This is a genomic window from Staphylococcus sp. 191 (genome assembly GCF_011174885.1).
Lineage (GTDB): Bacteria > Bacillota > Bacilli > Staphylococcales > Staphylococcaceae > Staphylococcus > Staphylococcus coagulans.
In genome coordinates, this window is record NZ_PNRJ01000001.1 from 127,972 (window position 1) to 141,540 (window position 13,569).

8 protein-coding genes are annotated in these 13,569 nt (G+C 37.8%); all 8 read right to left on the reverse strand.

Annotated elements, in window-relative coordinates; genetic code table 11:
- Positions 1-180: 180 nt before the first annotated feature.
- Entirely contained in the window at positions 181-1,638 is a 1,458-nt protein-coding gene (locus tag C1H58_RS00545) for an SH3 domain-containing protein (protein WP_165544986.1), read from the reverse strand.
- Position 1,639: 1 nt separating this feature from the next.
- Positions 1,640-2,038: a phage holin gene (locus tag C1H58_RS00550; protein ID WP_165544987.1), complete on the reverse strand. Its 399-nt coding sequence runs from the start codon at positions 2,036-2,038 to the stop codon at positions 1,640-1,642.
- 138 nt (positions 2,039-2,176) lie between these two features.
- A complete protein-coding gene (locus tag C1H58_RS00555; RefSeq protein WP_126496185.1) occupies positions 2,177-2,476 on the reverse strand; it encodes a DUF2951 family protein in 300 nt (99 codons plus the stop codon).
- A gap of 8 nt (positions 2,477-2,484) precedes the next feature.
- The gene (locus tag C1H58_RS00560) at positions 2,485-2,760 is read right to left on the reverse strand and encodes a hypothetical protein (RefSeq protein WP_165544988.1); all 276 of its coding nucleotides are present in this window, start codon (positions 2,758-2,760) and stop codon (positions 2,485-2,487) included.
- A gap of 46 nt (positions 2,761-2,806) precedes the next feature.
- Complete coding sequence (locus C1H58_RS00565) at positions 2,807-2,944, reverse strand: hypothetical protein (RefSeq protein WP_165544989.1); 138 nt, start codon at positions 2,942-2,944, stop codon at positions 2,807-2,809.
- On the reverse strand, positions 2,925-7,025 hold the full coding sequence (locus C1H58_RS00570; RefSeq protein WP_165544990.1) for a phage tail spike protein: 4,101 nt from the start codon (positions 7,023-7,025) through the stop codon (positions 2,925-2,927). Before C1H58_RS00570 ends, C1H58_RS00565 begins: the two co-directional genes overlap by 20 nt.
- 15 nt (positions 7,026-7,040) lie before the next feature.
- Entirely contained in the window at positions 7,041-8,531 is a 1,491-nt protein-coding gene (locus C1H58_RS00575) for a phage distal tail protein (RefSeq protein ID WP_165544991.1), read from the reverse strand.
- The gene (locus tag C1H58_RS00580) at positions 8,531-13,558 is read right to left on the reverse strand and encodes a phage tail tape measure protein (RefSeq protein WP_165544992.1); all 5,028 of its coding nucleotides are present in this window, start codon (positions 13,556-13,558) and stop codon (positions 8,531-8,533) included. Before C1H58_RS00580 ends, C1H58_RS00575 begins: the two co-directional genes overlap by 1 nt.
- Positions 13,559-13,569 lie beyond the last annotated feature (11 nt).

A 13,569-nucleotide genomic window follows, 5' to 3' on the forward strand; every position in this document is an offset into this window, starting at 1 on the left:
ATCTGCTTGTCCAGAGTTAAAAGGTATTCACATAATGTGATAGAGCTTCTCCCAAGAACACTCCCTGCTTATACTGTAACATATTAATGTTAAGTTACACAACTATCTTAAAACAAAAAAGAGGGCAGGCAATACGACTACCCTCAATTATTACTATTGGAAAAATTATTATAACACACTCTATTTAATTGTTCCCCATAAATCGCCTAAACCTTGGTTCGGTGGGGCTACACCATTCCATTTGCGTATGGGTAAGTAGTAACGTTGACCCTGCCAGTCATAACCAACCCAAACATGACCGTCTTGTAACATCACTTCGTCATACTCACACCAGCCACCAGGCTGGAACATATAGCCTACTGGACAAGTGGTAAACGGTCCAACAGTTCTAACTTTAATCGGTTCATTACCACAAACAAAAGTGGCGCTTTCTTTCATATAGTAAGTACCGTATTTATTTACTCGCCATGCACCTGCAATTGGTTTTACTGTGTTACTGCTAGCACTCGTTTTGTTTGATACAGTGGCTACTGGTACTTTACCGTCCATGTAAGCGCGTATTTGCTTAATAAAGTAATCTTTCAATTTTAATTGCATTGACTCTGGCGCGATACCTTTTGTTGTTGGATCATAACCTGTGTGTAATAACATGCTACGGTGTGGACAAGCTGTATTGTAAAACTCAACATGCAAACGTACTGTATTACGGTTGGCAGGCAATCCCCATTTTTTTAGCATTCGTGCCGATTCTTGGAAAGCTGATTGCTCGTTTGCCAAAAATTGTTTATCGGTTGCACCAACAGATTGACATATCTCGATACCATAATAGTCGTGGTTACCTGCACGATTAGCTACATGCCACGCCACCTTGCCCTCTGGTATAGCTTGATACACCGTGTTACCGCTGATGTATGCGTGTGCGACGCCTCTTTCTAAACGGTTGTAATCGGCATTAACTAATCCGTTGTGATACGCCTCTGCTGTTGCCCCTGCACTACCTGCGTCATTGTGTAGAACGATACCGCGTGGTTTATAACCGCGTTTATCCATGTTGTAACCTTTTATCTCATCACGGATGTAAGTCAATTTTTTAGGTTGCTTTTGCGGTTGCTTAACGGCTTTTTCTTTTGAATTAGTAACGGATTGCGCTGTTTTTTGAACGCCTTCTGGTCTAAAATTAGGTCGGATAAACCACATCGGAAAGTCGTACGCATGCTTACGACGCGTTACTTTCTCCCAACCCCAACCAGGATAGTCTATATTGTCAGTCCATCCACCGCCTAACCAGTTTTGTTCGAGTACAATAATGTAATCTAGTGTCGCCTCAATGACCCACGCAACGTGACCATAGCCACCGCCATAATTCGAACCAAAAACCACCATGTCGCCGGGTTCTGCTAAAAATTCAGGCGTGTTTGAATAAATTTTCGCCTCTGTTTTAAAGTGGTTTTTGTTGATAGAGTTAAATGGTATATCTTTTGCACCTTGTCCCATTAGCATATGGTTAAAAAGCTTTTTCCATCCAGTGTTTGCATAATCGAAGCATTGAAAGCCAAAAACCCCATCTTCGTTGAACTGTTTGCCTTCCGTTGAATTTAAAAAAGATAGGAATTCTTTTTTAGAAAGATTAGCAACCATGTTATAACCCTCTTTCTCTTTCGTTTGCGTCATACTGGTTGACATCAAAGACAACGTCTGTGCTGTCGTCTGTAAAAGGTTGTGATGTATCGTAAAATTTCGGGGTTTTACTATTGCTATCTTCTTCAAAAGAGACTGGAATTTTGTTTTGATCACGTGGTTTGCTCAATTGCATGTCTATGCCAGCGTCAGACACGCCTTTTGTGTTTGGATTGGTAATAACACCCAAATAGGCTAAGAGCGTTAGAATCGTGCCTACAATGCCACTGGCTGTTTGTAGTTGGTCGGAAATATCGACGCCGAAAATGTCAGCAACTTGTTTAGCTAATAAAAAAAGCAACCCTATCAAAGCAGATAGAGTTGCTCCATTTTTAAGTCGATTTGTCCAATTAATTTTCATATTGTTATCTCCTTTTTTAGCAAAATAAAAAGCCGACTACGCTAATAGTCGACTTAATCCGCTTTAGTTATCGTTTGCATTTACCAAACCAAAAACAACTCCAAAAACTGTACGCAAATTTCATAACAATCACCTCCTTTAAATGCCAAAAAATGTACGTAGAATAGCAATAACGATCGTACTTGCAATCGTGCCTATAACACCCAGCATCCACATTTTCAAGTCTTTAATGTTTTTGGCGTTTTCCTTTTTATTTTGCTCATCTTTTAATCTATCGCGTTTTAATTCTTCAAAAGTCCTATCAAGCTTGTCGTAAACCTTTTCTTGCGTTCTAAGACTATGTTCAATGTTGTCTAGTTTTTTAAACATGTCTTTATCATTTTCTTCCAGACGTAAAATACGCCATTCATGCTCCCGTCGTTTGATAAAACCAAACATCATGCCACCTACTCTTTTTTAGCTGTATATGGTTCGCCTTTTTCATCAAAACTGTTACGTGTAATGTCTTGCTTTACATAGTACGTTTTAGTACCGTTGTTAAAGATGCTAGCAAGCACGTTTTGCATACTACATACTTTTTTAACCTGTTCTTCATCTTTAAATTTGTATGCGCTATTTGGTGACGCACCACGTACAAAACTGTTTGAATAGTTTTGCATTAAACAACTTTCTTCTCCTTGCGAATTAACCTCAACTAAATAAAATTCTGTAATTTGTTCCATGATAATTCCTCCTAATTTTTTTATTTATAATAAAAACGCCTAACGTTTATTCGTCAGACGTTTTACTATCGTTATTTTGTTCTTGAATAATTGCCTTTAACATTGCGTTTTCTTGTGCAAGCCTTGCTACTTCCTGCGATAGATAATCTAATGCTATTTGTGGATTAGCTTGTAAGTTGTTCATTTATATCTTCCTCCAGTTTGTTTATTTTATCGTTTAACTGTTGTATTGCTCTAAGCGACCATGTCAACATTTCATACAAATTCACTCCGTCTCCAAATATAAACTCTGAAGGTGTCGCATAGCCGTCGCCAATCACTACACCTCTATGAAGTAATTGATCACTATCATCTTTATATTTGTACTGATACAATTCTAAATCGTTGGTTATAACACTCAATGCATCGTAATTCCAAAGTTTAATATCCTTTTTATATTCTGCTAACGACGCATTGTTAAATGCCGAAGCACGTACCGGCTTATATCCAATATTACCTCTGTTGTACAATAGGTTGTTTGTAACCCTTAATTCTCCTGTGGTTACTCCAAGATAAAAATTAGCCCCTGTGTTGACACGCATACTGTTGGCTTGAATGTCTTTAACTTGCAAATCTTTATAGGTAGGGTCCCCGTTGTTGTAACCTCTTTTGTCAGTTACACGTAACTTATCATCAACACAAGCATAGACATTATCGCCTTTAGCAGTCCAATCGCCAAGAAGCCTGTTTGCGTAGAAATCTCCAGTTCCTATATCGCCATTATTATTAGTGGCGTACACATAGTTTGTGTTAGCAGATTTATCAAAGCGTATACCACTGCCATAACTAGAACCACTTGTAATTGAACCGTAACTTAAAACACCATCAGTATCACGTGCTGCATCGTTATCTTTGACCCAAAATTGAAATTCATTTCTACCTAAACGAGAGGAACTCATTGGTCTTAAATAAATAGAGTAATTTTTACTTTCGATGTTAACTGTATTGCTTGCTTCTAAAACAACCCTGTTATTATCTGACCGTAGTGCAACAACACCACTTGAGCTGTTTAATGTGACACCACGTGCATTATCACTGTACGTGTAATCAAAGAATTGCAACGTACCTGATGAACCGTCGCCTTCTCCATCTAGGTATGTGGATATTCCGAAGTCGGAATAGTAAAGAGAACGGTTTTGATTGTTATTTCTGAACCGTAGATGACCGTCTTTCAACCTTGTATAAACGTAATCCCTTTGTGTGTCACCACGCCATGTTCTATTAAAGTGCCCAGATAACTCTATCTGGTCATTCCTAATATCTACATAAGATTGTCCTGAACCGCCACGTATACCGATATTTTGAGTATTAATATCGATTCTTTCAGGCGATGCATTAATAGACGACACAACGCTGTTTTTATCAACTTTATTACGCATGTCAGCTACAAGTAAATTAAACTGTCTGCTTGCATTTAGATTAATTTTATCACCGTTAAGTTGTATACCTTGTGGTCCTACATTTAAAGATTGAGCTACGCCGTTGTCATCATATCTAATAGTTGTACCGTCTGTAATATTTTGGACAATCTCACTCAATATGTTAGAAAGTGTCCGATTGGTTGCATCAAACTCTTCTTTAGTGGTTCTTAATTTGATGTCTTTACCATTTTGTATGATTTGAGTGCCATAGCGAGCTAATGTTTTCCTCTGTGCATCCGTACTTTCTTTGACTTTGCCGTCTGTATAGGCATTAGCTTTCTTTTCAGCGTTCCTAGCCTTTAGCTCTGCGTTTTGTTTTGCCTCTTCAAGTTTAGCTTGAGCGTCTTGTATAGCGCGCTGCTCTTCTTCCGAAACCTTACCATCAGCATATGCCTGCGCTTCTTGTACTCTTAGCTCATCCTGCGCTCTAACATATTCTTTTAACGATTCTTGTGCCTCTTCGTTCGCTTTTTGTATGCCTGCTTTGATTCCAGGATTATTTGCTACATCTTCGAGTTGTTCATCTGCATATTCCTTAGCCTCTTGTATACCTGCTTGGTATTGTTGTATAGAAACGGTATCGTTGATTTGATTAGCTAACGTTTCTCGTTTTGACTCTTCTGCCGCCAATCTTTGCACCAAACCAGAAATGGTTGTTTCATAGATTTTGTTAGACACCGTCTCGGTTAGTTTGTCAGGCAACAATTCAATTTGAGAAGCCTGCTGTTTAATATTATTTTTTAAAGGCTCTAATTGACTGTTTAATGTTTGAGTGATTTCATCTCTATTAGCTTTTAAGTCAATCTTATCTTCAAAAGCTTGTATCTTTGCAGAGTTTTCAGTTATCTTAGTATAGATGTTTTCATAGACAGCTTTTTCATCATCTGAGCTGTTTATCTCTTTGATGGTTTTCTTTACGGCTAACTCCATGCCATTTTCTAGGTTTTTAAACTCTTTTTGTAGCTCTTCTAGTTTTTGATTGTATGAGCCTAACCCTTCATTTTGTTTAAGGATTAATGCTTGTCGTAGTTGTTCTAAATCATCTTTATTCGGTATATCACTCGTCAATTGCTTAGTATCGGGGTTCCAGTGTCCGTTAGGTAGAACGTTAGCAATCCCGGTCATTGCATCGTTAAACTTTTCATCGGTGTACTGTGATTGGAGTAGTTTGAACCTCTCATCTATCGCAATTTTTACATCCTCTATATCTATATAAAAATCTTGTAGTTTTTTTCTATATTCAAGAAACAACGCCTGCGTATCCACCAGTTTACCTATTGTCGCAGTTTCAGGAGTCATTGATTCTAAATTTGTTTTAATTTGATTGTAAACATCAATCACAGCGTCAAGACTTGCTTGTAGGTCTCCTTTTAAATCCATATCTACTAGATACTCACTATTCAGCAGTTGTGTAGCCTCTGACAAAAGCCTAGCGTGTTGAATATTTAAATTGATAAAAGTATTCTTTAATTCACTAAATAATGCTTGCTCCCTACTAATTGCACCGATGTCTTCAGGCTTTTCAGGTGATGATTTTATCCATTTTCCATTCCAATACCTACGTAACACTGCAACGTCTGGATTACTTGTGTCAAGCCAGAACATATCATTTACTGGATTTTCAGGAGGAGTAGGAGATTTAAATATTTTTCTTTCAAAATATTGAAGTTGTCCATCCACACTGTCTTTTACAATCGTATTAATATTACTAATACTATCGTTCAATTTACTTCTGATGTCGTCGAGTTTTTTAGTGAATTCATCACGTAAACCTTTTTCTCGGTACTCCACATACTCGCCAAAACCATATACCACATCTTCGGCAATCATATCGTACTCTTCAGATATAACTTCTGCTTCCACGTACAATGGTGGTGTAAAATCGCGGTTCTTAATACGTACCATATCGCCGAGATTAACAACTTCATGACTGTAAGCTTTTTGTATATCTAACGCTGTCACTTCATAACTGATTGCTTCTTTTTTACGTTTGTTGAGTTCAGTTGTCCCTAATGTACGTAAACGTGCCTCTGTCATATTTTCATCATCAGTTTCAGGCTCATAAATTCCCCAATTATAGCGACCAGGCAAACCAATGCGTGCTTGCGCATCGTCATCTTTAACGATGAGCTCTATACGTTTACCTCCCTCTTTTTCGGGGCCGACACATAGTAACGCAGTTTTAACTTCCGAATAATCAACCGTACGTTTCAAACCGGTTAAGTCTTTACCGTATGTGATTTCTTTCCCGTTAAACAATGGTTGACGTTTACGTAACACTACATAACGTTTTTCAACACTGTTGCTACCAATTTCGATATAAAAATCGACCATCATCTTATATGTTGTACATAGCTGTAAAAGCACTTCGTAACGTGTCTGATAGGACATCCATGATGTTGTACGGATACCACCATATTCAGTAGCGTCTGACACCAACCAACCTGTATCCTTTAACACATCAGATAAGGCTTGTTTAGTCGTCATCTTTTCAAATTTATGTGGGGCGTAAGGTTTAGCTTTTGCAATATCTTCTAAATACGATGCTACTGTTTCGATTTCAGTATACCCATCGATATCTTGTGAGATGTGGTCGATGATAAACTCTCTATACTGCCCGTTTTTATCCTGTATGATAATGCGGTTACGTTCCTGCATGTTTATCGTACGTTCGGATAAGATTGTAAAATCAAAAGTTTCTGTGCGATCATTGATGTTTCTGTGATGTACCGCTTTGACTAACGCGTTATCATCTCTAGATATATAATCAATGATTTCGCCCTTGAAATTCATTACATGTATCAAGATCTAACCTCCTTTCTATAAGTATCTGTCTTGCCATTTAACTGTAGTATCAAAAATACCAGTAGGATAGATGATTAATTCAGTATGTCCTCTATCGACAGTAAAAAAGTCACTACCGAACGTCTTTTCTGAAAGCATAGGTTCTTCGTTGACAAAAACGTTTTTATTTGCCATATCGATACTGATTAAATCGCCTTTTTTAATAATCATATCCCTAGCCCCAACTGGTTTAGGTAATAACTCACGTGTATAAGTACCAAAAATATATAATGGCATTACGTTGTTGTTGCCATTCTTTGCAATATATAAAGACGCTGCGATGACTGGGCGCTTATAAAAATCGCCGCTGTCTATAAAAGATTTTTCATCTTCGTCAAACGCCTTTTTACGTTCGGGGTATGGGAACTCTTTATATTTCCAACTTTTTACAGTAAACACATTACCTTTACGTGTAAGTTTGATGTAGATTACAAAATCATCCATCTTGTATAACTTAGGATTGTTTTTGTAGTTGTATATTACTTGTTGGTCGCCTGATTGATTAAATAACGTCACAATGATACGACCAATGGCTTGGTTAGCGTTTGGATTAGTATATCCGATTGATGCAATGACGCGATTATCTGAATCATAAACGTATTGTGCAAACCGTATAGCACCTTTTTTACGTTGACCGACACCTATCTTTACAGTTGTGGTAAAGTCTTGTGCCTGCTTACTAAATTGACGTTTATACATTGCACCATTCCAACCGCTGCCACTTACAGAACCTGTGTTTAATACAAAGCTTTCTTTAGTAGATGATTGGCTGAAACTACCACCTACTGCGCCACCTGTGTGGTTATCAGTAAAGTTGATATTTGATTGTTTATTCCAACCACTCAATGTACGTGATTCATCACTTAAAATACTTGGCGAGTAGTCTTTCAACTCTTTGTTAACATCATCATCGCCAATCATAAAGTAATCTTCATCTTTTTTTGTAATCATATAATAGTTTGCGTTATTTAAAGCCCTTGCCTCCACAAGAATAGGAGTGTCAGCTGTACCGCTATTAACTAAACTTACTTGATCACTGATAGCTGTGTTTTTACTACCGTCAATCGCATACTTATATGGGTCTGTTAAAACAACTTTTACAGTAACCACATTAATACTGTTCTCGGTTTTGCTATTCACTTCTAATGGGCCTTCAAAGTAAGCATTCCAGTACCATTTTTTTGATTTCAGTTGCAACTTAACAGGCTCATCATAATTAAAGAATTTAACAAGTTCTTCTAAAATATAGTCGTGATTTTTAACGCCACCACTTGATAAAAAATCATTGTGGACGACTAAATGTAAATCGAACCGATATTCGTTCAGTCCTTTACGTTTAAAAACAGAACCCGGTCTACCTTCCACTTTCTCTGTACTTATTTCAAAATTAAAAGAGGGTATTTTAAACCCTCTTTGCACAAATAACCATGGAAGTGTCCTGCCGTTTACTATTACTGTATCGTTCATTAAATCAATGCACCTCCTGGCTTAAATCTTGATTTACGTGAATTGTTACGTTCACGTTTATCCACTGTTGAATTGATAAAATCGCTTAATCCAAAGTTGTCGATAACTGGACTAAAATCTTTGTCAGCAATTGTATCGTTACTACCAACTAACTTGATAAGTAAACCTATCATTGTGTCTAACTTGCTTTCTAACTTGCTATTACGGGTATCATCGTTGCCGATACTACCACTGTTAAAGTTTTTAGGACGTTTATTCTTGCTAATATCCTTACTTGCTAATGCAAGTAATTTAGCAGCTTCACTTGCACGTGATGGATGAGTTGGAATAATCCATTCTGGATAACCTTCTTCACCGAGATGATACAAGCCGTTGTACACTTTGCCACCTGTTGCATATGCATAGTCTGCAGCACGTTTAAATGCTCCATTAAAACCATAAATACCACCGTATTTCCTTGCGATATTACGCATAGATGATAAAGCTTGGTGTAACGGATTGTTAAAGTTTGTATATCCTGGCTTAGCATAGTAATCGAAAGTCGGTTTAATCATTTGGAATAATCCTCTTGACGGTGTACCTCGCTGAGCGTTAATGTCCCAATTATTTACAGCGTTAGGTTGGTAATTTGATTCACGTTTTACAAGACGCATCATTTGTTGATGTACCCAGTCTGATTTATATCGACCACCTAATATACGTTGAGCTTGACTGATAACACGACTCGCATACGCTGCGCCTGAGCCGGCAGGATAGCCTTTACCGCCACCAGTTTTGTCATTTTTACGTAACCAAGGAATCGGGTCTGTAGAAAATCTATTTGCTTCCCCGCCTTGATTGACCTGAAAATGCAAGTGTCGGTAGTTTGTCATAGAACCAGTATTACCCGATTTACCGATTAATTGACCTGCCTTAATTTGTTCACCTGTTCTACGCAACTGTTCAGATAAGTGCATAAACCATAGGAAAGTACGACCTTTTTGCACAGTAATAGCTTTACCACCACCGTAATTATCGTACCAACTTCTAACACGACCGCCCATAGGCGTACGAATTGGTGTGCCGACTGGTGTATCATAGTCAACACCGTGATGGACACCGCCATTAAATGGATAGTTAGGGTTAGGGGCTTTCGGTGGTGCTGAATATGGTTGTAATATTCTAAAGCCATCAAATACAGAGCCGTCTCCCGCTTGTGCGTCGAATCCGCCTTTAATCCAATCAATTGCTCCTTTTTTGATTTTTGCAAATGCAGCACGTGCAATTTGACCGACAATGCCCATGCCTTTTGTCAGACTTCCAAAATCGACACCCATCAGAGACATTACTTTGTTAAAAAGTTTACCCGGACTATCAATAAAGTCCATAACATCACCGATTTTGTCTGTAAGCCAACTAGCGCTATTTTTTATTGCACTACCTATTGCTCCGGTTTTGTCAGCAAGCCAATTTGTAGATTTACCAAGCCACGTTCCTACGCTAAAACGCGGATACATACCTGCGCCTTCTGCTTCTTCATATTGCTGTCGCATACTACCGCTGATGACGCGTGAACCTTTAGGAAGCCATGTTGTTGTATCTTTTGCAGGAGTTAAAGCTGTGCGTCCGTTAGGGTATTGAATTAATTCACGACGACCATCAATACCACTGCCGTTACCAGGACCTTTATCTCCCACAACTGCCATAGTGCCGTGTTTTAATCGACCATCAGATGTAGTGCGTATATGTCTGTTTATGCGTTGAGTCCCTGTAGATAATTTAGGTATTTTAGGTAAGCTTAATTTAGAACCTACCCAGTTAAGACCTTTAATCAAGCCGTTTAAACCTTGTTTGATTGCACTTACCATGCCACCAATGTGACTTTTAATTCTTCCAATAATAGACTTTAATCCGTTAGCCATATTATTAAAAGTTCGTCGTACAGTATTCCATAAACTAGATGCAATTCCAGTTACACTACGTTTAATAGAATTCCAAATATTGACTATTATCGATTTAACACGATTAAATATACTGCGCGTTCCATTAAACAAATTAGTAAATATACGTTTAACATTCGACCACAAACTTGATGCAATATTAACTACTCGATTTTTAAGGCTCGACCACAAACTGATCAACCATGATTTTAAACGGTTAAATATGCTACGTGAGCCGTTAAATAAGTTTGTGAATATACGTTTGACGTTAGACCATAAGGCTGATGCATAACGTGTTACCGTATTTTTAATGCTACGCCATATATTAGATAACCAACTTCTTAAACTATTAAAAATGCTACGAGTAAATCTATATAGGACGGTAAATACACCTTTTATGTTGTTGAATAAGCCTTTTGCATGATTGGTAATGACGTTTTTAATACTCCGCCAAATCGAACTAACAAACTCTCTTAAAACAGTAAAGATACCTTTAGTAAAAGTAAGTATCTTTTTAAAAATAGTGCTAATTATCGACCATATAAATTTTAATGATGTCCCTATAATGCCTTTGACGCCATTAAAGGATTTGCTGATAATGCCTTTAAAGAAACCACCAAATATTTTAACGACTTTGAGTATTTTACCCATAAACCATAATTGAATAAGGTTCCAAATTAATACAACTGCACCTTTAAATATCTGTTTGACACCTTCCCAAGCTTTACCCCATTGTCCTGTAAATACACCGCTAAATACTTTGACAATGCCTAGTATGACATCTAAAGCACCCTTAATAATACTTTTAATATTATCCCACGTATCTACAATCAACACTTTAATAAGTGGCCATGTAAATTTCATAATTTGCCATATCACTTTCATGGCAATCTTAATGGTTGGAACAATTACGCCGTTAAAAATAGATTTTATTAAGTCGCCAAACTCTTTTAGATTAGGTCCTATTTGGTTCCGAGCCTCAATAAAAAACCCTTTAAAAAACTCTCCTATATTTTTGAACGCTTGGGTAACATCGTCACCATTATCTTTCCAAAAACGAGTGAGCTTGTTACCTATCTCTTGAGCAAAACTCCAAATGGCACCAAACGCATCTTTAAAAGTTTGTCTAATTTGGAGTAATGTTAATGCGACTTTCTTAGCGCTTGCTTTAGGCATTATTTTAGAGAGTAAGTCAACAGTTGGTAGTGTATTACCAGATAATAAACTTTTTAATGAATTAAATACCGATTGTGCAACGCCCCAAAGTTTTTTGAAACCATTTACAACTGGATTAATTACTTTATTTACGATATTTCTAAAAGTTTCTGATTTTTTATAGGCTATCACAAATGCTGTACCGATTGCTACAACTGCTGCAATAGCTAATCCGATTGGCCCTAACATAAATTTAAATGCAGTACCAACCAAAGTTAAACCTTTAGCTGCTAATGGTGCTTTTGTACCTAAAAACCCCATTAAACCGCCTGCTGTTTTGATGCCTATCATTAAAGGTCCTAATGTACCCATAATACTACCAATTGATGCTGTAAATGCTCCCATCGTAAGTATTAATGGACCTAAAGCTGCAGCGAAAACACCTATACCCACAACAGCTGTCTTTGCCCAACCTGGCATGCTGGTAAATTTATCTGCTAAAGATGCAAGTAAATCTGCCGCTCTACGTATATGGGGTGCTAAAACATCGCCTATGCTTATAGCCATTGATTCAATAGCTGATTTCATTCGTCGAATAGAACCACCGATACCACCTTCCATCTCTTTAGACATGCGTTCGGATGCACCAGTTGAATTATCAATAGACTTAGTTAATTTTTTGTAGTCCTCATCTGATGCATTGATGACAGCAAGCGCACCACTCATTGCCTCTTTACCAAAAATGGTAGCAGCAGCACTTGCTTGTTGGTCTTTTGATAGTCCTTTAAACTTGCCACGTAATTGATCCATAACATCACGCATTGGTAGCATCTTACCGTTACTGTCTGTAATAGATATACCTAACTTTTCCATCTCGTTTTTCATTGCTTTCGTAGGTTTTGCAAGGTTGGTAAACATAGTACGTAATGCTGTACCTGCTTTTTCACCTTTAATACCTGCATTACTCATTAAACCAATGGCTATTGATGTATCTTCCACAGTGTATCCTAATGCCCCTGCTACTGGTGCAGCATATTTGAAGGCTTCACCCATACCACGAACGTCTGTATTTGCTTTAGAACTTGTTTGTGCTAACACATCGGCAAAGTGACCACTATCTTTAGCTTTTAATCCGAATGCTGTTAACGAGTCAGTAACGATATCTGACACCGCTCCCAAATCTTCGCCAGATGCAGCTGCTAATTGCATGACGCCATCGATACCGTTAAGCATATCTTTGGTATCCCACCCGGCTAAGGCCATGTAATTCAAAGCTTCTGCTGATTGACTGGCACTAAACTTAGTTTTTGCACCCATTTCAAGCGCTTTATCGCGAAGTTGTTGGAATTCTCCGCTCGTTGCACCTGATGTGGCTTTAACTTTACGCATAGAGTCGTCAAAGTCTATACTTTTTTTAGCGGCTAAACCAAAACCTGCTACTACTGGTGCAGTAACGTGTAGAGTCATTGATTTACCCACAGCTTGCATCTTTTTACCGATGTCTTGTAGTTTAGGTCCCCACTGACTAAATTTAGAACCTATTTTACCCATTGTTGTGTTTAAAGCACGTTGTTGCGTTTCTAAACGTTTCATCTCAGCTGTTGCTTCATTTAATTCGCGTTCGTATTTATTTAATTCGGCATATGCTTGGTTATACTTAGCGGCTGCCGCTTGTGTTTTTGCACTATTTTCTCCAGTTTCTTTTGATAACTGATCATAATTATTTTTTAACTCTCTAACTTTTTGAGCTTGTACTTGTTGGCGTTTGGTTAAACCGTCTACTCTTACCTTAGATTTTTCTAAAGAGTTGTCATAACGGCTAAATTTTGATAAGTTGGCGCTCATTTCCTTAGAAACAAGCCTCATTTGTCGATTTAAACCTGCAATACCTTTATTAAAGCCACTACCGTCTAAATCAACACGTATAACCATATTGCCAATAGGTCCTGCCATAGCGTAACCTC

Bases quoted from the DNA above. Each gene is read 5' to 3' on its own strand.
- C1H58_RS00545 (WP_165544986.1), bottom strand. From the start codon at position 1,638: ATGGTTGCTAATCTTTCTAAAAAAGAATTCCTATCTTTTTTAAATTCA.
- C1H58_RS00550 (WP_165544987.1), bottom strand. From the start codon at position 2,038: ATGAAAATTAATTGGACAAATCGACTTAAAAATGGAGCAACTCTATCT.
- C1H58_RS00555 (WP_126496185.1), bottom strand. From the start codon at position 2,476: ATGTTTGGTTTTATCAAACGACGGGAGCATGAATGGCGTATTTTACGT.
- C1H58_RS00560 (WP_165544988.1), bottom strand. From the start codon at position 2,760: ATGGAACAAATTACAGAATTTTATTTAGTTGAGGTTAATTCGCAAGGA.
- C1H58_RS00565 (WP_165544989.1), bottom strand. From the start codon at position 2,944: ATGAACAACTTACAAGCTAATCCACAAATAGCATTAGATTATCTATCG.
- C1H58_RS00575 (WP_165544991.1), bottom strand. From the start codon at position 8,531: ATGAACGATACAGTAATAGTAAACGGCAGGACACTTCCATGGTTATTT.
- C1H58_RS00580 (WP_165544992.1), bottom strand. From the start codon at position 13,558: ATGGCAGGACCTATTGGCAATATGGTTATACGTGTTGATTTAGACGGT.